Consider the following 23,718-nt stretch of genomic DNA (forward strand, 5'->3'; position numbering starts at 1 on the left):
CACATTCACGGTCCGCAACCCCCTCCGGTACGGTGCTCGCGTGCGTCATCTCTGGAGCCTGCTCGCCGGCATCGTCGCCGCACCGCTGGTCTGGATCCTGCTCGCGCTCGGCCAGGACGGATCGACCTCGACGATCACCACGTGGGCGGATACGTCCACGTTCAACACGGCCCGGCTCATCGAGCCCGCGGTCTACCTCGGTGCCGCCGGCATCGCCCTCGGCGTGCTCGCCACCCTGCGCTGGTCGCCGCTCGGGCCACTGGTCGCCGGGCTGCTGCTGATGGCGCCCTACGTCGGCATGTTCATCGCACCGCTGCGGGTCCGGTCGGCGGTGCCGGGTGGCTGGCGGCTGTTCGGCGACCCGCTGCCGCTGCGCCTGCCGCTCGACAACGGCACGCTGTTCTTCCTCGGCCTGCTGCTCGCGATGGCGGCGTTCAGCCTGCAACGCTGGCGGCGCTGGCCGGTCGCGTTCGCCGGCACGCGCGGCGGGTCCGGTTTGGACGACACCGACCCCGACCTGTTCACCGGGCTGCCGGCCGACCCCGACACCCGGCCGCCGACGCTGGCCTACCCGCCCGCCGAACCGCCGGCATCCTTCGGCAGTCCACGCCCTGGTGACGTGCCGACCGCCGGACAGTCACCGTGGTCGTCACCGCCGGCTCCCTACCGGCCGGACGGTACGGCCGAATAGGCGACAGAGTTCGGAACTCTCCCGGGGTACGGTGCGGATCACCTACCCCGTAGGGAGGCCCGATGCGTCATCTCGGATCACTGGTCCTGTCGCTCGTCCTCGCACCGGCCATCTGGGTCCTGTCCGGCTACGGGACGAGCGAGGTCGGCCGCGGCGTCGGCGATGTCGGCCTGCGGCTGCTCGGCGGGTTCGCGGCGCTGGCCGCCGCCGGCGTGCTGCTCACCCTGCTCGTGCTGACCCGGCTGTCGCCGGTCGGGCCGGGCGTCGCCGGGCTGGCCTTCATCGGCCTCAGCGTGTGGGCGGCGCTCGACCAGGGCTTGTTCGCCGACCTGCTCGGGGTCAACGTCTTCGACCGCTCGGCCGGGCTGGTCAACCCGATCCTCGCGGTCGGGCCGGTGGTCGGCACGCTGCTGCTGCTGACGGTGACCAGTCCACGGCGGTGGCGGCGATATCCCACGCCGGTGCCGGTGCCACATCAGGTGGTTTATCCGGGTGCTCCGGTCGGGCCGCCGGCGGCATATCAGCCGGCGCATTCCGCCTATCCGACCTCACCCGGCTTCGGCGCGGCGCCGGGCTCGCCGGCGGCGCCGTTCGCGCCGCCCGGGCTTTATGGGCAGGGGTACGGGTCGCCGGTCGCGCCCACGTCCGGGACGCCAGCAGCGCCGACGTCAGGGATGCCCGCAGCGCCCACGTCGGGGATGCCGGCCTCGCCGCCCATCGCCCATCCGGGGCCGCCGGCGCCGATCGCGCAGAGCGGGTCACCGCCCAACGCGCCGTTCACGCCGCCGCCGGTCGGGCAGACCTGGCCGCCGCCAGGCCCGGCGTTCACCCCGCCGCCCATCGCGCAGAGCGAGCCGCCGCCCAACGCGCCGTTCACGCCGCCGCCCACCGCGCAGACCGGGCCTCCGCCTGGACCGGCGTCCGCACCGCAGCCCGGGATGAGCCTGTCCAGTCCACCGGTGCCACCGCCCCGCGCGGGCGCGCCTGGTACGCCTCCGCCTCCGCCGCAGTTCACCCCGCACGTGCCGCGCCAGCCGGACGCCAGCGAGGCGGCCGACGCCACGACCCGGCTCTCGCCAGCGCCGGCGACCGACGAGACGACCCGGCTCGCGCCACCACCGCCGAAACCGACCGCGACCGGCGACGAGACCACCCGGCTCGCGCCACCGCCGCCGAAACCGACCGCGGCCGCGGCCGGCGACGAGACCACCCGGCTCGCGTCGCCACCGCCGGAGCCGACCGCGGCGCCGGCCCCGACCGGCGACGAGACTACGCGGCTGACTGCCGGCGACGAGGAGACCACGCTGCTGAGCCCGCGCGAGGACGAAGGCGACGAGGAGACCACCGTGCTGCGCGACCGATCCGACGACAACGACGGCGCGACCCGGTCGCTGAGGGGCTCGCCGCCACCACCGGCGGCCTACCCGCCACCCGGGCACAGCACGCCGACCACGCCGCCCACCGACCCCGACGCGACCCGCCGGCTGTAGCGCCGGCGGGACGCGGCCAGATCGCGGCTAGATGACGCCCTTGAGGAGTTGGCGCGCCAGGACGATGCGCTGCACCTGGTTCGTACCCTCGTAGATCTGGGTGATTTTGGCGTCGCGCATCATCCGCTCTAGCGGGTAGTCGCGGGTGTAGCCGTAACCGCCCAGGAGTTGGACCGCGTCGGTGGTGATCGCCATGGCGGCGTCGGAGGCGAAGCACTTGGCCGCGGCACCGAAGTAGGTCAGGTCGGCGTCACCGCGCTCCGAGCGACCGGCGGCGGCGTAGGTGAGCTCGCGCGCCGCGGTCAGCTTCATGCCCATGTCGGCGAGCATGAACTGCACGCCCTGGAAGTCGGCGATCGGCTGGCCGAACTGGTGGCGCTCCTTGACGTAACCGAGGGCGTAGTCGAGAGCACCCTGCGCGATGCCGACGGCCTGGGCGGCGATGGTGACGCGGGTGTGGTCGAGGGTGCGCATCGCGGTGGCGAAGCCCGTGCCCGGCTCGCCAATAAGGCGCGAATCCGGAATATGCACATTGTCGAAGTAAACTTCGCGAGTCGGGGAGCCCTTGATTCCGAGCTTCTTTTCCGGCGCGCCGAACGAGACGCCGGCATCCGACTTGGACACCACGAAGGCGGAGATGCCGCGGGAGCGCGCGGTCGGTTCGGTGACCGCGAAGACCGTGTAGAACTCCGACACGCCGGCGTTGGTGATCCAGCGCTTGACGCCGTTGAGCACCCAGCCGGTCGCCGTGCGTTCGGCCCGGGTTGTCATCGACGCGGCGTCGCTGCCCGCCTCGGGCTCGGAAAGGCAGTAGGAGAACATCGCCTCGCCGCGGGCGACCGGCGGCAGGAACTCGGCCTTGACCGCGTCGGAACCGGCCAGCAGCAACGGCATCGTGCCCAGCTTGTTGACCGCGGGGATCAGCGATGACGCCGCGCAGGCGCGGGCCACCTCCTCGATGACGATCGCGGTGGCGAGGGCGTCGGCGCCGGCACCGCCGTATTCGACCGGAATGTGCGGCGCGTGGAAGTCGGCGGCGCGCAACGCTTCGTAGGACGCTTTGGGAAACTCGCCGGTTTCGTCCGCGTCAGCCGCGTTGGGCGCCACCTTGGCGTCGCACACTTCGCGTACCGCTGCCCGGATGATCCCGTGCTCTTCGGGTATTTGGTAAACATCGAACGAAGTGTCTGTCATGATTGCGGCCCTCCCCTTGGCCGGCGGTGAGCGCCACCGGTAGCGTGCGTCGGGCATGTGACTATCCGGCCCAGCCTTGAGAATACCGGCCGGTAACCTTGGCTCGGATGCACGGTGGGTAGGCTCACGCACTATCCTCGCCTGCGCATGCAGGCGAGCCCGCTCCGGCGGGCGACAAGAACAGATGTCCTAACTGACGCGCCACGCTGGCGCGACCAGCCCCGACAACGACGTGGCGCACAGTAGCGCCGCCGAGCGTGAGCGGAGAACCAAGGCGTGACGATCCCGTACCCGAACACCCAGCCCATGCCGGCGATCGCGGCGGTGACGCCCCCGTCCGGAGCCGCCCGCCCGCGGCTGACCTTCCTCGGCACCGGTTACCTGGGTGCGACGTACGCCATCTGCTACGCGGAGCTCGGCTACGAGGTGCTCGGCTTCGACGTCGACGAGGCGAAGATCGCCGGCCTGTCCGCCGGCGTCGTCCCGTTCCACGAGCCCGGCCTCGACGAGCTGCTCCGGCGCAACATCGCCGCCGGTCGGCTGCGCTTCTCCACCGACTACAAGGAAGCCGCCGACTTCGGCGACGTCCACTTCATCTGCGTCGGCACCCCGCAGCGGGCCGACGGCATGGGCGCCGACCTGACCTACGTCGAGACCTCGGTCGTCGGCCTGGCCCAGCACCTGAGCCGCAAGGCGCTGATCGTGGGCAAGTCGACCGTGCCGGTGGGCACCGCCGAGTGGATCGAGCAGCTCGTCGGCAAGCACGTCGCGCCGGAGTTGGGTGTCGAGGTCGCCTGGAGCCCCGAGTTCCTGCAGGAGGGGTTCGCCGTCGAAGACGTGCTGCGCCCCAACCGCATCGTCGTCGGTGTGAAGAGCGATTGGTCAAACGGCCTGTTGTACGCCGCGCACAAGGGCGTTTTCGACCTCGCCGCCACCGAGGACCGCGAGGTCCCGCTGGTGATCACCGACTTCGCGACCGCTGAGCTCGTCAAGGTCGCCGCCAACGCGTTCCTGGCCACCAAGATCTCGTTCATCAACGCGATGGCCGAGGTCTGCGAGGTCGCCGGCGGCGACGTCACCCAGCTCGCCCGGGCGATCGGCTACGACCCGCGGATCGGCAACCGGTTCCTCCAGGCCGGTGTCGGCTTCGGCGGCGGCTGCCTGCCCAAGGACATCCGCGCCTTCCAGGCCCGGGCCCAGGAGCTGGGCGCCGGCGAGGCGCTGCGCTTCCTGCACGAGGTCGACCTGATCAACCTGCGCCGCCGCACCCGGGTGCTGACCCTGGCCGCCGACCTGCTCGGCCGCCGCTCCGGCCCGGCCGGCCCCGACCTGTCCGGCGCCAAGATCGCGGTGCTGGGCGCGACCTTCAAGCCCAACTCCGACGACATCCGCGACGCGCCGTCGCTGGCCGTCGCCGGGCTGCTCCAGAAGGCCGGCGCCGACGTGCGGGTCTACGACCCGGAGGGCATGGACAACGCGAAGAAGGCGTCGCCCGACCTGACCTACGAGCCGAGCCTCAACGACGCCGTCACCGGCGCCGACCTGGTCTGCGTGCTGACCGAGTGGGCCGACTTCCGCAACGCCGACCCGGTCGCCCTCGGCGAGCTGGTCGCCGGCAAGAAGGTCATCGACGGCCGCAACTGCCTCGACGCCACCCTGTGGAGCCAGGCCGGCTGGGTCTACCGCGGGATGGGTCGCCCGTAAGGCGTCTTTTCTGCCGAAGGGCGCTCCGGGGGTTCCATTCCCCGGGGCGCCCTTTCACATTGGAGGGACGTCACCGATTTCGGGTGTCGCGTCCGGACACGCCCAAAGGGACTGTTCAATCGACGTCCGCTATGGGCATGCTTCGGTATAGGCGTCACTGTCCTGCCGCGGAGAGGTGCGATGGAAAGGTATCCGTGTCCCTCCTGCGGCCGGGAGATAGATCCCGCGCCCCGCTGCCCCTACTGCAACGCTGAGCAGGGCAGATGGGCCGACGAGGTGGCCCGCATCGAGCGCGAGATCGCCGAGATCCGCAAGCAGGACATCCAGGTCGCCCGCGAGCAGCGGCTGCTCGCGCAGCGCATGCAGGCCGCACAGTTCCAGCGCGACATCCTCAACGCCGCCAACCAGGAACGGCTCAAGCAACAAATCGGCAAGCCGCGCCGGGTGCTACGCCGCCGGGTTTTCCGCCGGCCACCCACCGCTGGTGCCGAGACCGGCGTCCCGCCCACCGCCGCACCGCGCGGCCCACGCGGCCCGGGCGGCCCGGGCGGTTCGCGCATCCCGCGGCAGCAGGCCGGCGCGGCCGCGCCGCCGGAGCCGCCCCCGCCACCCCGGGTGATGGACCTCGACGACGACGGGCCGCCCCCAGAGGCGTCCACGCGCGAGATCCAGAACGTCTACCTCGGCCTCGGCGCCCTCCTCCTCGGCGCCGCGGCCGTCGTCTTCGCGGGCGTCACCGAGGGCGCGATCAGCCGGCTCGCGATCCTGATCGGCGCCACCGGCCTGATGCTGGGCGTCGCACCGTTCATCGGCGCCCGCCGGCTGAGCTCCACCGCCGAGACCATCTCCGCGGTCGGCCTCATGCTGGTGCCGCTGATCGGCTACGCGTTCTACCTGGTGCCCGACGTGCGCCACGGCCCGGTGCCCGGCGAGGTGTTCGCCGGCATCGTGTTCGCGGCGACGGCCGCGGTCGCCGCGGTCTACGCCGGCGCCACCGGGCTCAGCGTGCCCCGCTACGCCACGGTGCTGGCGCTCCAACCGGTGATACCGCTGCTCACCCACGGCTGGATCACCGGGTCGACGGGGTGGGCATTCTCGCTCGCGGCCGTGGCCGCCCTCGACGTCTGGCTGGCGCGGCAATACGCGGCCTTCGGCGCCCTGGTCCCGCCGGCCTGGTCGGGCCGCCTGGTGACACCGCCGCTCGCCGACGACCCACCCACCGACCGGCCGGGCGCGTTCAACCGGCCTGGGCTGTTCAACCGGTCAGCCACCTCAAGCAGGTCTGGCGGCATGGCAGGGCCGCGCGATGCGGCCGCTTCCGACCGCGCGGCCGGCGCCGGCGGGGCCGCAGGCCCGCGTGGCACTGACGCGCCCGGCGGCGCGGCCGGGCCGAGCGGCGCAGCAGGGCCCGGCGGGACGGCAGGGTCGGCCGGCACAGCCGCTTCCGGAGGATCTGAGGGCGCCGGCGACCCGGCGGGGTCCGGCAGCCCGACAGCCGCCGGTGGCCGAGCGGCGGGCGGCACGGCAGCGCAAGGAGACGACGAGTCCGAGGCCATTGCGACGGACACCGACGAGAGCGGCTTCGGCGTGGGCTCGCGCTCGGGTGCGGTGCCGGCCAGCGGCGGACCGAAGGTCGCCCGGATCGTCTCGACGCCGATCCCGCCACACCAGCGCACCGACGACGACCCGGGCCCGAGCCCCCGCCCCGAGGCCGCGGCCGAGGAAGCGGAAGTGCTGCTCGACTCCGGGCCGGCCGACGCCCCCGTCTCCGGCCCCCCGCCGCAGACTGCCGTCACCGCCCGCTGGCTCCGCGAGATGTCGTGGGTGCTGTTCGGCATCGCCATCGGTGCCGCGCTCATCTACGCCGTCGCCGGGCTGGTCGACGCGCGTACCGTGCCGACCGCGACCGTCGCCGGTCTCGGCCTGGTGGTCGCCGCCGCCGTTGGCCTGATCGGTTCGCTGTCGCTGCGTCGCCGGCCGTTGCCCGACGTCGCCGGCGGGATCATGACGCTGGCCATCATCGGTGCCGCCGGTCGGGTCGCCTCGGTCGCGCTGCCCGGGCACGCGCTGGTCGTGGTCGCCACGATCATCGCGCTGATCGGCCTGGCGGTCCGGGCGCTGCCCGACGACTCGCGCCGCGGGCCGCAGCTCGCCTCCACGGCGGCGCTGCTGGTGATCGGCATGGTGATCGCCGGCAACACGCTGCGCGCGGCGCTGGCGCCGATCGACGCCGCGCTGCCGATGTGGCGGGCGGATCTCACCGGGTACGAGGCCCGCCTCGACGCCGCCATCGGCAGCGCGCAGTGGCAACTCGCCGTCGCCGCCGCCCTGCTGACCATCGGGGCCGTGCTGGCCGCGCCGCACGAGATCCGGCGCGAGCTCGCGGTTGCCGGCGCGGCGCTGACCGCCCTGGCCGCACCCGCCTCCTTCGACCTCAACTGGGCCGCCGCGCCGTGGCCCGCCGCCATCGCCGCCATCGCCATCGCCGTCGCCGGGCTGTGGGCCCGCACCCCGCGGGCCGGCATCGCGCACGCGGTCGGCGCCGCCCTGGTCGGGTTGGCCGCCGCCGGGGCCTCCGCCGCCCGGCCCTCGCTCAGCGCCGCGGTGCTGTTCGTGATCGCCGCGAGCGGTGCGCTGATCGCGGGCGCCGCCCGCACCACCACCCTGCGCGCCAACGCCGGCGCGGAGCCGGTCGGCGAGTGGGCGGCCGGCGGTGCCGCGTTCGCCTTCCCGGGCGCGGTGGCCAGCTTCGTGGCCGCGACGGTGCCGAGCGCCACCGCGACCGTGCCGATCCTCGCCACCGCCTTCCTCGCGGTCTGCGCGACGCTCAGCTTCGCCGCGCTCAACCGGGTCGCCGAGCGCCACCTGAGCGTCCCGCTGACCGTGGGCACGGTGCTGGGCACGATGGGCGTGTCCGCCGCCGCGTTCGCCGCCGGGCAGGCGACCGTCGCCGACAAGCTGGTCGGCGCGCTGATGCTGGTCGCGGCCGTGCTGCTGTTCCTGGCTCCGTCGATCGACCACGGCCGCCGGGCCGACCGGGTGCTCGACGGCGCCGACTACGCGTCGGCGGCGGCCACCACCGCACTGATCGGCGCGCTGGCCCGGATCGCCGCGATCCTCGCGCCGGGCGGCGAGATCGCCACGGTGGCCGCGCTGATCCTGGTGGTCGCGATCGGCGTACGCGCGCTCCCCGAAGACTGGCGGCGCGGTCCGGCGCTGGGCATCGCGGTGGGCGGCGGGGTCATCGCCGCGATCGCCGGCTACCAGTCGCTCGCCGGCGGCCTGAAGATCCTCGCGACGCCGGGCGCCCTGTGGGACGCCGACCTGACCCGCTGGCCGGGCAGCGTCGACGCGGGCAGTTCCTGGCAGGCACCGGTCGCACTCGTGCTGCTCGCCGGCGCGGCCGCGATCGTGTTGCCCCGACCCTGGTCCTACGACGTCGCCGGGGTGTTCGTCGGCCTGGCCACGATCGGCGCGCCGGCGGCCCTCGGCCTGCCCTGGTACTCCCCGATCGTGGTCGGCGGCGCGGTGGCCACGATCTACGGCGTCGCCGCGGTGATGGCCGCCGACCCGCGGGCCGGCCTGGCCCGGATCTGGGTGGCGGCCGCCGTCGCCCTGCACGCGGTCGGCGCGAGCGTGGTCCGCCCGTGGACCACGGCGGCGGCACTCGGCATCATCGTGCTGATCGGCGCCGTGGTCGCCGCGCTCGCCTCGACGATCGTGGCCGGCCCCGACGGCGGGCCCGCGACCGCGGGCTGGCGCAACCCGCTCTCCCCGCGCACCGACGGCGAGCCTCCGAGAGAAGCACCAAGCGGAGAACAGGCCGACGTCGGTGCGCCGACCGGCGGCGGCACCGCCACCGCGACGATGACCCGGCCGCGGGTGACCCGGGTGACCGCGCCGGTCGAGTCGTTGGCCGACGTGGCCGCGCCGCCACACCTCAGCACGATTGGCGGGCTCGCCCTCGGCGGCGCACTTCTCGCCCTGCCGGGCGCGCTGGCCGGCTTCTCCGCCTCCGTGGGCAGTTCGGCACCGGTGGTGCTGACCGCCGCCCTGGCCGGCTCGAGCCTGGGGATGGCGGTGCTCGCGCTGGCGCGTACCCGGATGGCGCCCTTCCTGCCCTATGCCACCGTCGGCCTCGCCGGCGGTGCCACGGTGACCGCCGGCACCGCGCTGGCCACCGGAGTCTCACCCGGTGTGTACGCGGCCGCGGCCGCCATGCTCGGCATCCTCGCCGAGTTGCTCCGGGCCACCGTCTCCCCGGGCGGCGAGGCCGAGCGGGTCCGCCGGTGGAGCACGTTCGGCGGCACGCCGTGGCGCCGGAGCCCGGGGCTGTCCGGCCGGCGGTGGTCGGTCGAGCCGGCGATGGGCGCGCTGCTGGTCGCCGTACCCGGGACGCTCTTCGCGCTCTATGCCCTTGGTCCGGCCCTGGTCGAAGCGTTGTTCGCGCCGCTCCAAGTGGTCAACCACATCTGGGCCGGCCCGCCGGAGGCGCTGCTCTCGCCGCCACCCGACGCGGTCGAGCCGTCCAATGTGCTCTCCGCGCTGCTGCTGACCAGCGCGGCCGGCCTCGCGGCGCTGGCGTTCTCCCGCGGCCGGCCGCTGCGGGCGATCCCGGTCGTGCTGCCCGGCATCGCGGTGACCATCCTGATCACGCCGGTGTCGCTCGGCTTCGGCTGGCCCAACAGCATCCGGGCGGCGCTCGCGGTGTTCGCGGTCGCCATGATCGGCCTCGCGCTGACCCCGCCGCCGCCGGAGTCGGAGCTCGCGCAGTCGCTGCGGTCGGCCCGGATCGCGACGTTCGTGATCGGCCTGGCCGCCGGCAACGCCGGGCTGTCCGGCAGCCTCGCCACCCGGCCGATGACGCTGCTGACGCTCGGCAGCGCGGTCCTGGTCGGCGCGGTCGCCGCGTTGTACGGGCGGACCCAGCGCGCCCGCATCCTCGGCTGGCTGTTCGCCGCGATCATGGCGCAGGCGTTCGTGCTGACCGTCGGCCTGGTCGCCGGCCTGCCCCGCACCACGTCGGCGTTCGGCGTGCTGGCGGTCGGCGCGGCCCTGCTGGTCGGCGCCGCGCTGGTGCCCCGGCTGCGCCGCCCCGAGGCGCTGCAAGAAGCGACCACAGTGGAGTGGAGTGGCTACGCCGCCGGCCTGATCGCGTTCGCTCTCGCCTTCGACTCGCTGCCGCACCTGGCCGGCCTGCTCGCCGCCTGGGGCGCGGTGCTCGGCATCGCCGCCGGCCGCCCGGGCCGCCGCGCGTCGCGCCGCCGGGTCATCTTCTACACGGCGCTGAGCTGCGAGGTCGTCGCCTGGTGGCTGCTGATGAACCTGGTCGACGTGCGGCTGTTGGAGGCCTACACGCTGCCGTTCGCGGCGGTGGCGCTGCTGGCCGGCATGATCGAGCTGCGGCAGCGGCCGTCGCTGGGCAGTTGGCTGGCCTACGGCCCGGCGCTGGTGGCGGCGTTCCTGCCGACCACCGTGCTGGTGCTCACCCGCGACACCACCGACACCCGCGAGTTGCTGCTGCTGGTCGGCGCGGCCGCGACGCTCATCTTCGGCGCGATGGTCAAGCAGCAGGCGCCGGTCATCGTGGGCGCGGTGGTCACCGGCATCTCCGCGATCCACTTCACGGTGACCCGGGTCGGCCCCTACTACGTGGTGCTGCCGATCGGCCTCATCCTGATCGTCCTCGGCGCCAACAACGAAAACCGCCGCCGCGCCCAGGAACGCATCCGCAGCCTGCGCGGCATGCGCTAGCCGGCCCGGCCGGCAACGCCGGAGGAGGACGCACCCGGGACCGACGCGCGTCAGCCGCCGAGCCGGTAGTGGCGCAGGGTGACCGGCCCGCCATCAGGCCCGGTCCAGTCGGCCGGCTCGGTGTGCGTGTGCCGCCACCCGGTGGCCTCGTAGAAGGCGACAGCGGCCGACCGCTTCTCGTCGGTGACGTTGAGCGTCAGCGGGAGGTCGCGCGCGGCGGCCCACGCGGTCGCTTCGGCAACCAGGTCCCGGCCGACCGACCGGCGCCGAGCCGCAGGCGTCACGAACAACCGGCACAACTCCCCGGGCTGCTGGACCGCGAGATGACCGGCGATCGCGCCATCGGAGTCCACGTGGACCCAGGCCGCCAACAGCCCCGCCGGATTCAGCCAGGAGCCAGGATCGGAGGGCCAGTTCAGCGGGTACGCATCAGCCTCGTGCACCGCCCGCAGCGCCGCGACGCAGCCGTCGAGGTCGGCCGCCTGCCGGAACCGGATCACGGAGCCGGGCGCAGCGACGCTTTGAGGGCGGCTTCCTTCTCGGCGACCAGCACTTCGAGGCCGGCCTGAAACTCGATCATCTTTTGCCGCAAGGCCGGATCCGCGGCGGCCAGGATGCGCACCGCGAGCAGGCCGGCGTTGCGCGCGCCGCCGATCGACACCGTCGCCACCGGCACGCCGGCCGGCATCTGCACGATCGAGAGCAACGAGTCCATGCCGTCGAGGTATTTGAGCGGAACCGGCACCCCGATCACCGGCAGCGGGGTGGCCGACGCGACCATGCCGGGCAGGTGGGCGGCGCCGCCCGCCCCAGCGATAATCACCTGGAGGCCGCGCTCGGCGGCGGTCCGGGCGTACGCGATCATCTTGTCGGGTGTGCGGTGTGCGGAGACGACACCGACCTCATAGCCGACGCCGAACTCGTCGAGGGCCTCCGCCGCGGCGCGCATCGTCGCCCAGTCGGAGTCGCTGCCCATGATCACGCCGACGGCCGTCACGGATGTGTCCCTTCGCGGAGCCACCAGGCCGCGCGCGCCGCACGGGCGCGGACGGAAACCAGGTCGTCACCCAACACCGTCACATGCCCGATCTTGCGGCCGGGCCGGGACTGCTTGCCATAGAGATGCACCCGCGCGCCCGGATCCTCGGCGAAGAGGTGGTGCAGGCGCTCGTCGGTGGACATGCCGCCGGCCGGGCCACCGAGCACGTTGGCCATCACCACCACCGGCGCGGCCAGCGCCGTGTCGCCGAGCGGATAGTCGAGCACGGCTCGCAGGTGCTGCTCGAACTGCGACGTGCGGGCGCCCTCGATGGTCCAGTGCCCCGAGTTGTGCGGGCGCATCGCGAGCTCGTTGACGACCAGGCCGCCGGGCGTCTCGAACAGCTCGACGGCGAGCAGGCCGACCACGTCGAGCGCGGTGGCCAGGTCGATCGCCAGCTTCTGCGCCTCGACCGCGAAATCCTCGGGCAGCAGCGGCGCCGGCGCCAGCACCTCGACGTTGATGCCGTCGCGCTGCACGGTCTCGACGACGGGGTAGACCGCGACCTGGCCGAACGGCGAGCGCGCCACCTGCACGGCCAGCTCGCGGCGCAGCTCGACCAGCTCCTCGCCGATCAGCTCCGTGCCGCTGGCCAGCACCTCGGCGGCCGCCTCGGGCGAGTCGACGACCCAGACGCCGCGCCCGTCGTAGCCGCCGCGGGTCGCCTTGAGCACCAGCGGCCAGCCGACCCGCTCGCCGAACGCGGCCAGCTCGTCGGCCGAGGCCACCGGCTGCCAGCGCGGCACGGGCGCGCCGAGCTCAGTGAGACGTTCCCGCATGCGCCGCTTGTCCTGCGCGAAGACCAGCGCGTCGGCGGACGGGAAGACCTTCACGCCCTCGGCGGCCAGCGCGCGGATGTGTTCCTGCGGCACGTGTTCGTGGTCGAAGGTGACCACGTCGCAGCCCTTGGCGAAGGTGCGCAACGCGGTCAGGTCAGTGTGCTCGCCGATCTGCACGTCGGCGGCGACCATGGCCGCGCCGTCGTCGGGATGGGCCGCGAGCACGTGCAGCGACTGGCCGAGGGCGATGGCGGCCTGGTGGGTCATGCGGGCCAACTGGCCAGCGCCCACCATGCCGACGACAGGCAGTCCGGTCCGGGAATCCATGGCGCGAAAAGCCTATCCCGGCCTCATCGGCGGGTGAGCTGCGCGGTGAGGTCTGCCACCGCCGTCGTCGGACGATCACAGACGAAACCGCGGCAGACGTACGCCGTGGGCGCGCCGTCGAGCAACGGGCGATCAGCCAGCAGGGGTACGCCCGGCGCGTCCGGCGCACCGACCAGCACGACGGCGCCGGGCGGGGCCAACTCGTAGGCGGTCGAGACCAGCGGGTCGCCGGTCGGGTCGGTCTGCGTGGCGATCACGATCTCGTAGGGGCCGGAGAGCAGGGCCTCGCCGGTCGCGGCCGCGTACCCGCTGAATCTCGGGTGTTGACCGACGATCGGGCCGACCGTGCCGAGCGCCGCCTCCGCCGCCTCGCGATAGCGGGGCTCGCCACGCAGCGCGGTGTAGCTGGTCAGCGCCGCCGCCAGCGCGGAGAGCCCGCTCGGCGTCGCGTTGTCGGTCGGGTCGGCCGGCCGGGTGACCAGCCGCTCGGCGTCGTCGGCGGTGTCGTAGTAGCCGCCGCTGCCGGTCGGGAAGTGCGCCAGGGCCGCGTCGAGCAGGGTGCCGGCGAGGTCGAGCCAGCGCCCGTCGAGGGTGGCCTGGTGCACGGCGCAGAACGCCTCCGCCACCGCGCCGTAGTCGTCGAGCACCCCGGCCGGGTCGCCGACCACGCCGTCGCGGGACACCCGGCGCAACCGCCCGTCGACCACGTGCAGGTCGGCCAGCAGCGTCGCCGCCCGCACGGCCGCGTCGAGCGACTCGGCGCCGCCGGTGGCGAAGTAGTGCTCGACCAGCCCGGTGATCGCCAGCCCGTTCCAGGAGGCGACCACCTTGTCGTCGCGGGCCGGCTGGGGCCGCTCGTTTCGCTTGGTGAGCAGCCGATCGCGCACGTCGGACCAGCGGTCGACGACCGGCGGGTTGGCGTCGTCGATGTCGCGGGCCAGCCGCAGGACGCTCGCGCCCTTCTCGAACGTGCCGGCCGCGGTCACCTCGAACACGCCGGCGGCGTAGGCGCCGTCTTCCTGGCCGAGGGCGTCGACGAGTTGGGCCGGCGTCCACGAGTAGGTCAGCCCCTCGACCCCGTCGGTGTCAGCGTCCAATGCGGACGCGAAGCCGCCCTCCGGCGTGCCGAGGTCGCGGACGATGAACTGCGCGGTCTCGTCGGCGATCCGGCGGGCCAGCGGGTCACCGGTCAGCCGCCACAGGTGGGTATAGACGCGCAGGAGCAGGCCGTTGTCGTACAACATCTTCTCGAAATGCGGCACGATCCAGCGCGCGTCGACCGAGTAGCGCGCGAAGCCGCCGGCGAGCTGGTCGTAGATGCCGCCGCGGGCCATCGCCTCGCAGGTGTGCCGCACGATCTCCAGCGCCTGCGGGTTGCCGGTGCGCTGATATTGGCGGAGCAGGAAGAGCAGGTTCATCTGTGGCGGAAACTTGGGCGCGCCACCGAAGCCGCCGTTCTCGCCGTCGTAGTCGGTTGCCAATTGTGCGGCGGCGGCGTCGAGCAACTCCGCGGTGAGCGGTGCGCTGACCCCGCCGAGGGCCTGTGCCCCACCGATCGCCTCGACGACGGCGGCGCCCTGCCGCAACACGCCGTCGCGCTGCTCGGCCCAGGCCGTGGTGACCGACTGCAACAGGCGGGTGAAGTTGGCCTTCGGGAAGTAGGTGCCGCAGAAGAACGGCGTGCCGTCGGGCGCGGCGAACACCGTCATCGGCCAGCCGCCCTGCCCGGTCATCGCCTGCGTCGCGGTCATGTAGACGGCGTCGACGTCGGGCCGTTCCTCACGGTCGACCTTGATGCTGACGAAGTTGTCGTTCATCAGCCGCGCCACACCGGCATCTTCGAAAGACTCGTGCGCCATCACGTGACACCAGTGACAGGCCGCATAGCCCACCGAGATCAACACCGGCACGTCACGGCGTTTGGCCTCGTCGAAGGCGGCGCTGCTCCACTGCCACCAATCAACCGGGTTGTTGGCGTGTTGCAGCAGGTAGGGCGAGGTGGCGTCGCCGAGCCGGTTCACCCTGCCAGCCTTTCACACGCGTGCGCCCACGGCCGCGAACGCCTTGGCGATGTTCCACTCGGCCAGGTCGAGCATCCATTGCCGATCGGGAAAGTCGGTGGTTGCGATCCGCAGCGGCCCCTCGATCAGTGAGAGCACCTGGGCGTAGCGGTAGAACTCGAGCCGGTCTTGGTCGCACTCGACGGGGTTGAGCCGCTGGTAGTGCTGCTCGCCGAAGCGCATCTCGAGCCAGGCGTGGTCCCACTCGATGTCGAAGTAGGCCAGGCCCTCGAAGTCGATCATCACGGGCTCGTTGTCCTTCGTCACGAGCACGTGGTCGGGGCCGAGTTCGCCGTGCACCAGCGCGTAGGTCTGCCGTGGTTTTATCGCCGCCCAGAGGCGGTCGACGTGGGTGACGATCTGGTCTCTCGCCCTGGCCAGCCTGGGGTCGCGCTCAGCGGCCGCGTCGAGGTCGGCCAGGGCGCGGTCACGGATGATGTCCTCGGTGCGGCGGGTCTGGATCGCTGGTTCGGTGGCTTTGGCGGCCAGCTTGCCGTAGTGCGGGCTTTCGGTGGTGTGCATCCTGCGCAGGGCGTCGCCGAGCTCGGCCAGGGGTGGGTGGTCGCTGTCGAGCAGGTCTTCCAGCTTGGTCTCGCCGGCGTCTTCGACCAGGGCCACGTCGGCGTCGAGGTGCTGCCGGCTGCGGTCGAGGAGGATCAACTCCGGCACGCGTACGCCGGCGGCGGTGAGCGCGGCATGGTTGACGGCGAAGAGGTCGGCGCCGGTGGCGTCGGTGAACGGGTCGTCCGGCACGGTGGCCGCTGGCGGCCAGTAGTTTTCGGTCTCTGCCCAGACGTAGCCGATGACGGTGGTGCCGTCGTCGAGCCCGAGCCGGTAGACGCCCTTCTTGGTGCCGCCGGTCAGCCTTTGGAGCGTCGTGAGCCGTCTTTCGCTCCCGAACTTTTCGGCCACGAAATAACGCAGGTCGTCAGCTTGCAGAAAGGTCCGCACCACGCGCGCCATGCTTCGCCGGTGCGGCTGTGCCCGCAAACGAGTTAGTAGCTGACCTTGGTCAGCTCCTCGGAGCCGTCCCAAAGGCGTTTCCGCACGGCGGGGTCGAGCGCGGCGGCGGGGACTTTGGCTGGTCCAGGCAGGCCGCGGCCTTCGAAGGGCCCGGTGGGGGCGTAGTAGCCGCCGCTCTGGACGTCTGCGTCGGTGGCCGCGTAGAGCGATGGCCGCGCGGCGTCCTCGACCGACTGCCCGATGAGCCCGATGAGCCGCTCGGCGAAGAACCGGACCACCGGAGTGACGTGCCGCTGAATCCCGGTGGTGGCGGTGCCCGGGTGCACGGCGACGCTGCGCACCTGCTCGTAGCGCGCCGCCAACTCGATGGCGAAGGCGACGTTGGCCAGCTTGGCGGCGCTGTAGGCCCGCATCGGCCGGTAGTCGCGGTGCTGGTCGAGGTTGTCGAACTCGAGGCGGCCACGCCTGGCGATGGCGGCGCTGACGGTGACCACCGGGGGCGCGTCGGCGGCGAGCAGCGCCGGCAGCAGCAGCCCGGTGAGCGCGAAATGCCCGAGATGATTGGTGCCAAAGGTCACCTCGAACCCATCGACGGTCAACCGCCGCTCCGGCACAGCCATCACCCCGGCGTTGTTGATCAGCAGATCAACCCGGGGGTGTTCGCCCTTGATCCTTTCGGCGAAGTCCCGCACCGAGCCCAGCTCAGCAAGATCTAACTCTCGGGTCGAAACGCTGCAGCCCGGCCGTGCGGCCCGAATCCTTCTGGCGGCGTCGTCGAGCGCGGCGGCTCGCCGTCCAGTGATGATCACGTGCCGCCCGGTGCCGGCCAGTGCTTCTGCCGTTTGGTAGCCGATCCCGCCACTGCCCCCGGTAACGATCGCGATCTCCATGACGGGGCCTCCGTTCTGGTTGACTAACTAGATAGTTAACTCCGGTTCTGCTGGGTCGTCAACTAACCGGTTAGTCAAGTAGCCTGAAACACATGCCGCCCGGAGACGCCCAGGAAACCCGCCGCCGCCTGATCGAGGCCGCCCACGAGGAATTCGCGGCGCATGGCATAGCCGGCGCCCGGGTAGACCGCGTAGCGGCCACGGCAGGCATCAACAAGGCGCTGATCTACTTCCACTTCGGCAACAAGGAAGGCTTGTTCGAGGCCGTCTTCAACCGCATCGTGGCCGAGACGCTGGCGGCAGCGCCGCTGGACGCGACAAACCTCCCGGACTACGCGGGCCGCCTCTTCGACGCAGGCCAAGCCCACCCGGAAGTCCTCCGCCTGGTCACCTGGCACCGCTTAGAACGCGCCGACAGCGAGCCCCCACTGAAAACGGTCCTGACCGCCAACCAGTCGAAAGTCGACGCCATAGCCGCAGCCCAAGCCGCCGGCCAGGTAACGACCCGCTTCACCGCGGCAGAGATCCTCGCGCTGATCCTAACGATCGCGAACATGTGGACAGTCATGTCCCCGGAGGCCCACCTGTCCGCGCCCCAAGACCCAGCCACCCGCCGAGCCCTGGTCGTCGCCGCAGTAGCCACCCTCGTCAAGCCCTAGCCCCACGCACCCCGACCCAATCGCCGGCCACGCTTCACCCAGACCCTGGAGCGCCCCGGCCCAGTTCCTCAGCGACCAGCAGGTCGCCTCGTCGCCTTTGACTCAGCTCCGCAGCAAGCCGTCGCGCGAGCTTTCACTCCACGAAACCGCCCAACACCGGCGCCTCTTCAGCGACCAGCAAATCGCCGCGTCACGCCTGACCCGGCACCCCGCGACACCGCCCCACACCGGCCCTCCCCCGGGCGAACAGCAGATCACCTCGCCCAGCCTTCACCCAAGACCCCACGACACCGCCCCACACCGGCCACTCCCCGGGCGAACAGCAGATCACCCGCCAGCCTTCACCCAAGAACCCGCGACACCGCCCCACACCGGCCACCCCCGGGCGAACAGCAGATCACCCGCCAGCCTTCACCCAAGAACCCGCGACACCGCCCCACACCGGCCACCCCCGGGCGAACAGCAAATCGCCGCGCCAGGCTTCACCCAAGACCCTGGGGCGCTGCCCCAGACCCCGGCCGCTCGAAGAAGATGCCGGGAAGGGCGGATCTCCTCGTCGGGCTTCGCTTAGGGCACCAGGATCTCCGGATGGGGACAAGGTCGTTCGTCCAGTAGGGCGCTCCACCTTGTCCCCATCCGGAGATCCTGGTTTGTGGGCTACGCCCGACGAGGAGATCCGCCCTTAGGTTGCGGTTGGCTAGTGGGCGCTGCCACTGCCGCAAGAGAAGATCGCCGGGCCTACTGCAGGGCAGGCAAGATTCGGCCGACGCGGCGAGCCGCGTCCGGCGGCCGCGCGGGCAGGCGCCTCGGGCGGATCTAGGAAAAAGGATGTCGCTATAGCTACATCGGTTTACCTAGATCTCTCAGCCACGGGTGCCGGCGGTTTGATTCGCCAGTTTTGCAGGGATTTGGCCGGCGCAAGTGCGGTGCCAGCCAGGAGCAGCCGCTCACAGATCGATCTACACCCGGCAGGCCCGCGTCGCCGCGGCCGAGGGCCGCTGACAGGACGCACGCACCACAGAAACCCGGGCCAACCCAGGCGAGCAATGGTCAACCGGCCCACCCACGCAGCGCAGCGCAGCCCGGCGATCAGCCCCGGCGACTCGGTCTCGGCCCACGGCGACAGCCGTTCTCCGACCGACCAGCCGCAGCGCGCCCCCATAGGCAGACTGCGACCGCACAGCGGAGATCAACCAATGGACTGTGGCCCGGCGACCTGGCATCGGAGTCGATCGACGCCGCGCTGGGTCAGGGCGGGGAGGATTTTGTGCGAAAAGCCATAAGAGGCGCGCTTTTTGCGACTAGGCCCTCGCGCAAAATCCTCCCCGCCCCGGACCGCAACCAATGTGCGAAGCGACATCCTGATCAGCGACGAGCGCCCGATCGTGGGACGGCCGCTTGAAAGCCGCCGCCGACCCACCAGCCCAGCCACCCACAAAGGCCAACAGCGGGAGATCAACCATTGGACTGTGACCCACGAGCCGGAACGGAAGTCACCCAACGCCGCGCTGGGGAAGGGCGGGGGCGGGTGTGGTGTGCCCTGCCGTAAGAGGCGCGCTCTTTGCGACTAGGCAGGGCACACCACACCCGCCCCCGCCCTAGACCGCAACCGACCCACGACCGGAAATCAACCGATCAGGCTGACCCATCAGCCCGAAGAGGAAAGACCTGAGCCCGAGCCGAGTCAGTGAGCTGACTAAGCACGGCCACGATCTTGTCGGCAGGCATCGGCTTGAAGAAGTGATAACCCTGCGCCGCCCCGCACCCGAGAGTCTCAAGAGCAGCCCGCTGCGCGGCCGTCTCGACGCCCTCGGCGACGACCCGCAGCCCAAGCTCTTGCCCCAGCCCGATCGTGAACCGCACGATCGCGGCCGCCTGGGGAGACTCGGCCATGCGCATCACGAAGGAGCGGTCGACCTTGACCTCGTCGACCGGCACGCGGGCCAGGAAGGCCAGCGACGAGTAGCCGGTGCCGAAGTCGTCCAGGGCGATCCGCACGCCCATCGACCGCAGCCCGGCCAGGACCTCGTCGATGACGTCCTGCTCGCTCATCACGACGGTCTCGGTGATCTCCATGACCAGCCGGTCGGGGGTGACGTTGTGCTGGCGGAGCAACTCGGCGACGGCGTTGGGCAAGTGCTGGTCGAGCAGGTTGTGCGCGGACAGGTTGACCGCGATCGGCACGTCCATGCCGTGGGCGGCCACGTCGGCGGCGACTTGCAGGGCCTTGTCGATCACATACAGAGTGAAGGCGCCCAGCAGGTCGCTCTCCTCGGCGGCCCGTACGAAATCGCCGGGCTTCAAAACGCCTCGCCGGGGGTGCTTCCAGCGGATCAGGGCTTCGACGCCGGTCGGTGCGCCGGTCGTCAGGTCTACCGCCGGTTGCAGCGCCAGGACGAGCTGGTCGTCGACCAGCAACGCCTCGCGCAACTCGGCCAGCAGGGTGAGTTGGTCGGTGCTGCTCTCGTCGCGGCTGGGGTCGTAGCAGGCGGTGTTGCCGCCGCCGCCCTCCTTGGCCTGGCGCAGCGCGATGTCGGCGCGCCTGAGCAACTCGGGCACGTTGGCGCTGCCCGCGGCCGAGACCACGACGCCCGCCGAGGCGTCGACGGCCACCTGGATGCCCTGGACCTCGGTCGGTGCGGCCACCGCGTCGGCCAGCTCGGCCGCCCGGTCCAGGGCGCGGGAGGTGCTCATCCGCTCGACCCCGGCGATCAGGAGCGCGAACTGGTCGACGCCGAGGCGGCCGAGTAGCTCGCCTGGGCCGGTCAGCGTGTTCATCCTGCTCGCCGCCGCCGCCAGCAGTTCGTCGCCCGCCGCGTGGCCCAGGGTGTCGTTGACCGTGCGGAAGCGGTTGATGTCGACGACCACCAGCGCGACCGGGTGGTCGCGGCCGAGGCGGCGCAGCGCGGCGTCGCCCTGTGTGATCACCGCGGCCCGGTTGAGCAGGCCGGTGGGTGCGTCGTGGACCGCGTCGTAGGACGAGCGTTCGCGCAGCAGCGACCAGGCGCGGTGGGTGACGGCGTCGTGCAGGGCGACCGCCAGGGTGTCGCCGAAGGAGCGCAGCGCGAACTCGTCGCGGGCCGATGGCAGCGTCGGGCGCGGGAGCGCGACGCGGATCTGGCCGACCAACTGGCCGCGCACGGTCAGCTCGCGGACCAAGGTCGACTCGCCGCCCTCGGTGGCCGGGCGCTCGTCGAGGTCGGCGACGCCCTCACCGCCGTCGGCGTCGCCGTGGTAGCGGCGCCAGCCGCCGTCCATCCTCACCACGTCGAGGTCGACGCGCTCGGCGACCAGCAGGCGCAGCGCGCCCGCTACGCCGGCCGTGGCCACCTCGTCTTCGTCGAGCTTCTTGAGTGCGCTGGTCGCGCCGGCGAACTCTTCCCAGGCGCGGCGTTCGTCGGCGGCGCGCAGCCGCTGGCCGTAGGTCTGCTGGAGCAGCCACAGCGCCGGCGGGAGGAGCAGCAGCCAGCGCGGGTCCTGGTGGACCATCGCGACCACGGCCAGGCCCACGACCACGTTGCCGACGAACATCAGCAGTTTGTCGTTGAGCGCGCGGAGCAGGGTGGCGAACAGCGGCACGCCGTGCACGAGGCGCAGCGTCACGACCGCGAGCAACGCGCCGACCAGCAGGTAGGTGAGTGCGCCGAGGATCAGTGCGAAGGCCAGCGGCGGGGTGAGCGGCGAGCCGATCGGGTCGGCCAGGCGGCACGCGACCGTGACCGCGGCGGCGACCGCGACCGTCTGGCACGCCGCGATGTGGACGACCTCGAGCGGCGTGCGGAGCTTCGCGAAGATGGAGAGCAGGAGCCAGGCGGCGCCGGCGCCGGCGAAGGTCGCAGCGGGCAGCCAGCCCGAGGGTGCGGTGTAGAGGCCGATGATCAGCGCGGCCTCGCCCCAGTTGACGGAGAGTCGACCGGAGCCGATGCGTAGTCGGAGGCTGGCGAGCTGGGCCAGGGCCATCACGCCGCAGGCGATCCCAAACCGGGCGACGGCGGGCACCTGGTCGTCGCTGGGGACGGTCGCGGGCAGCAACAGGCCGGCGGTCGTGGCGACGACCGCGAGCACGATCAGGATGCCGGTGTAGGCGTGTGCCCGCGCGGGCACCTCGGTGGCCCCGGAACCTCGGGCCACCCGCCCCAGACCGGCACGCAGCGCGCTCACCGCCGACTCCCGCCCACGGGACGGTCGGCGGGACCTCGGCAATGATCGCCAAACGACAGATCGCGCCGGGAGCGGCCGGCGATCGTCATCGGCGGCCCCCTTCCGCGCACGCCACGGAAACCCATGTGGGTCCCCACGGCGGAAGGCTAAGCCAAACGGAGTGGGCGCAACAGGGGGCAGACGTCTGGTTTGACCGTCAATGAATGGTGTCGTGCCTGGTCAACACCGGAATGACCAGTCTGGAACGAATCCAGTGCTGGTCAGGAACGGTCAATCGGCTCGGCGGGTTTCGCCGTGACAGATTTCGCGACGGTCGGATCCACGACACTGTCATCCTGACCGGGGAACCGCTCCGGCAGCCGCTTGAGGCGCTTGTTCATGTTGCGGATCAACAGGACCGTCGCGGTGCCCAGCAGGATGATGAGGAACAGCCCGGTCGGACCGGCCAGGCCGCCCTCCCTGGTGTCGCCGAAGTTGTTGACCGCGAGCACGCCGGCAACCGACAACATGGCGACACTCCTTCGAACGGGGGGAACCCCACGCTACGCCCGCGCGCTCAGGCGGCGCGCACCGCCTCCCGGATGCCCGCGAACAGGTCGGATTCGGGCAGCGGGCTGTCGACCAGCGACTTGACCAGCTCGAAGTCTTCGGTCGGCCAGACCTTGCGCTGGATCTCGAGCGGAACCCGGAACCAGAAGCCGTCGGGGTCGACCTGAGTGGCGTGCGCCCGCAGGGCGTCGTCGCGCACCTCGAAGTATTCGCCGCACTCGACCCGGGTGGTGACCCGGTCGCCCTTGTCTTCGCGGGTGTCCCACTCCTTGAGCCAGTCGGTGTAGGGCGACTCGAGCCCGGCCGCCAGCATCGCCTCGTGCATCGCGAGCACCTTGGACTTGCTGAAACCGAGGTTGTAGTAGAGCTTGAGCGGCTGCCAGGGCTCGCCGAGCTCGGGGTAGCGCTCCGGATCGCCGGCGGCCTCGAACGCGGCCACGCTGATCTTGTGGCACATGATGTGGTCGGGGTGCGGGTAGCCACCGTTTTCGTCATAGGTGGTGACGACGTGCGGCCGGAACTCGCGAATCAGCCGCACCAGTGGTGCCGCGGCCTCCTCGACGGACTGGAGGGCGAAACAGCCCTCGGGCAACGGCGGCAGCGGGTCGCCCTCGGGCAGGCCCGAGTCGACGAAGCCTAGCCAGGCCTGCTTGACACCGAGGATCGCGCGGGCCGCGTCCATCTCCGCCCGGCGGATCTCGCTGATGTTCTCCCAGACGTCGGGTCGGTCGAGCTTGGGGTTGAGGACACTGCCGCGCTCACCGCCGGTGCAGGTCGCGACCAGGACGTCGACCCCCTCGGCCACGTAACGCGCGGACGCCGCCGCGCCCTTGCTCGACTCGTCGTCGGGATGTGCGTGCACCGCCATCAGACGCAACTGCTCAGCCACGAACCTGCTCCCCCTCATACCTGCCGTGGGCCTGGTCATCCTCGGCTGCGAGGATGGAACCCTGCCATTCTGGCCGATCGCACCGACAAGAAATCGTCGGGCCAGCCTGAGGGGTGCCCCCGTTGACCGAGACGCATTCAGCAACCACGCCGGCCGCTCCGGTGTTCCCGCCCGGCCGATATGGCCGCCGGCGTGGACCGCAGCGTCGCCGACCGTGGCTGGTGGCCGGGCTTGCCCTGGTCACCCTGATCGTCGGCGGGCTGGTCGCGGTCCGGCTATATAAAAACTACGGCGACCCGGCGTACGACGCACAGGTAGTGACCTATACGGACATCGACGACACCGGCCTCACGCTGGTGTTCCGGGTGACCGTCCCAGAAGGTGGGCAGGCGACCTGCGTGCTGCGGGCCCGCTCCCGCGATGGCGCCACGGTCGGCACCCGGGACGTGCTGGTCAGGGACGAGCCCGGCGACGGGACCACGCAGGTCACAGAGCGGATGACGACGACCGGCAAGGCCATGATCGGCGAAGTGCTGCGCTGCGTACCGGCTCAATAAACGGGTGTTTCG

16 protein-coding genes are annotated in these 23,718 nt (G+C 72.0%); 6 read left to right on the forward strand and 10 right to left on the reverse strand.

What is annotated here, in order from left to right; genetic code table 11:
* Positions 1–40: 40 nt before the first annotated feature.
* Both DFJ67_RS05195 and DFJ67_RS05200 read left to right on the forward strand, forming a co-directional pair.
* On the forward strand, positions 41–691 hold the full coding sequence (locus DFJ67_RS05195) for a hypothetical protein (protein WP_116066841.1): 651 nt from the start codon (positions 41–43) through the stop codon (positions 689–691).
* A gap of 62 nt (positions 692–753) precedes the next feature.
* The gene (locus DFJ67_RS05200) at positions 754–2,181 is read left to right on the forward strand and encodes a hypothetical protein (RefSeq protein ID WP_116066842.1); all 1,428 of its coding nucleotides are present in this window, start codon (positions 754–756) and stop codon (positions 2,179–2,181) included.
* 27 nt (positions 2,182–2,208) lie between these two features.
* Here DFJ67_RS05200 and DFJ67_RS05205 read toward each other — a convergent pair whose 3' ends face one another.
* A complete protein-coding gene (locus tag DFJ67_RS05205; RefSeq protein WP_116066843.1) occupies positions 2,209–3,375 on the reverse strand; it encodes an acyl-CoA dehydrogenase family protein in 1,167 nt (388 codons plus the stop codon).
* A gap of 276 nt (positions 3,376–3,651) precedes the next feature.
* Here DFJ67_RS05205 and DFJ67_RS05210 point away from each other — a divergent pair, with 276 nt between their 5' ends.
* Together DFJ67_RS05210 and DFJ67_RS05215 are read left to right on the forward strand one after the other, a co-directional pair.
* Complete coding sequence (locus tag DFJ67_RS05210; protein WP_116066844.1) at positions 3,652–5,079, forward strand: UDP-glucose dehydrogenase family protein; 1,428 nt, start codon at positions 3,652–3,654, stop codon at positions 5,077–5,079.
* Positions 5,080–5,259: 180 nt separating this feature from the next.
* The gene (locus DFJ67_RS05215; protein WP_147315420.1) at positions 5,260–10,833 is read left to right on the forward strand and encodes an SCO7613 C-terminal domain-containing membrane protein; all 5,574 of its coding nucleotides are present in this window, start codon (positions 5,260–5,262) and stop codon (positions 10,831–10,833) included.
* Positions 10,834–10,883: 50 nt separating this feature from the next.
* Here the strand turns inward: DFJ67_RS05215 and DFJ67_RS05220 are convergent, their stop codons facing one another.
* From DFJ67_RS05220 to DFJ67_RS05245, 6 genes are read right to left on the reverse strand one after another with little or no spacing between them, the layout of a single operon-like run.
* Positions 10,884–11,333 (reverse strand): GNAT family N-acetyltransferase, encoded by a 450-nt coding sequence (locus tag DFJ67_RS05220; protein WP_116066846.1) that lies wholly within the window; start codon positions 11,331–11,333, stop codon positions 10,884–10,886.
* Entirely contained in the window at positions 11,330–11,830 is a 501-nt protein-coding gene (gene purE, locus DFJ67_RS05225) for a 5-(carboxyamino)imidazole ribonucleotide mutase (protein ID WP_203784382.1), read from the reverse strand. The genes DFJ67_RS05220 and purE overlap by 4 nt, the downstream gene beginning before the upstream one ends.
* Complete coding sequence (locus DFJ67_RS05230) at positions 11,827–12,978, reverse strand: 5-(carboxyamino)imidazole ribonucleotide synthase (protein ID WP_116066847.1); 1,152 nt, start codon at positions 12,976–12,978, stop codon at positions 11,827–11,829. The genes purE and DFJ67_RS05230 overlap by 4 nt, the downstream gene beginning before the upstream one ends.
* A 23-nt stretch (positions 12,979–13,001) precedes the next feature.
* Entirely contained in the window at positions 13,002–14,999 is a 1,998-nt protein-coding gene (locus DFJ67_RS05235; protein ID WP_116066848.1) for a thioredoxin domain-containing protein, read from the reverse strand.
* A gap of 12 nt (positions 15,000–15,011) precedes the next feature.
* Complete coding sequence (locus tag DFJ67_RS05240; protein WP_116075646.1) at positions 15,012–15,992, reverse strand: phosphotransferase family protein; 981 nt, start codon at positions 15,990–15,992, stop codon at positions 15,012–15,014.
* A 41-nt stretch (positions 15,993–16,033) separates the two neighbouring features.
* Entirely contained in the window at positions 16,034–16,891 is an 858-nt protein-coding gene (locus DFJ67_RS05245; protein ID WP_116066849.1) for an oxidoreductase, read from the reverse strand.
* 92 nt (positions 16,892–16,983) lie between these two features.
* Between DFJ67_RS05245 and DFJ67_RS05250 the strand changes: the two genes are divergently transcribed.
* A complete protein-coding gene (locus tag DFJ67_RS05250) occupies positions 16,984–17,550 on the forward strand; it encodes a TetR/AcrR family transcriptional regulator (protein WP_116066850.1) in 567 nt (188 codons plus the stop codon).
* Between the two features lie 1,635 nt (positions 17,551–19,185).
* On the opposite strand, the gene DFJ67_RS05255 is transcribed toward DFJ67_RS05250, so the two are convergent.
* The 3 genes from DFJ67_RS05255 to mca all read right to left on the reverse strand — a co-directional run bounded on the left by DFJ67_RS05255 (position 19,186) and on the right by mca (position 23,149).
* Positions 19,186–21,702 (reverse strand): putative bifunctional diguanylate cyclase/phosphodiesterase, encoded by a 2,517-nt coding sequence (locus tag DFJ67_RS05255; RefSeq protein ID WP_409362992.1) that lies wholly within the window; start codon positions 21,700–21,702, stop codon positions 19,186–19,188.
* Between the two features lie 269 nt (positions 21,703–21,971).
* Complete coding sequence (locus tag DFJ67_RS05260) at positions 21,972–22,220, reverse strand: hypothetical protein (protein WP_116066851.1); 249 nt, start codon at positions 22,218–22,220, stop codon at positions 21,972–21,974.
* Between the two features lie 47 nt (positions 22,221–22,267).
* A complete protein-coding gene (gene mca / locus DFJ67_RS05265; RefSeq protein ID WP_116066852.1) occupies positions 22,268–23,149 on the reverse strand; it encodes a mycothiol conjugate amidase Mca in 882 nt (293 codons plus the stop codon).
* Positions 23,150–23,271: 122 nt separating this feature from the next.
* On the opposite strand from mca, the gene DFJ67_RS05270 reads away from it, so the two are divergent.
* The gene (locus DFJ67_RS05270) at positions 23,272–23,706 is read left to right on the forward strand and encodes a DUF4307 domain-containing protein (RefSeq protein WP_116075653.1); all 435 of its coding nucleotides are present in this window, start codon (positions 23,272–23,274) and stop codon (positions 23,704–23,706) included.
* Positions 23,707–23,718: the final 12 nt, after the last annotated feature.

It is taken from the genome of Asanoa ferruginea (assembly GCF_003387075.1).
GTDB lineage: Bacteria > Actinomycetota > Actinomycetes > Mycobacteriales > Micromonosporaceae > Asanoa > Asanoa ferruginea.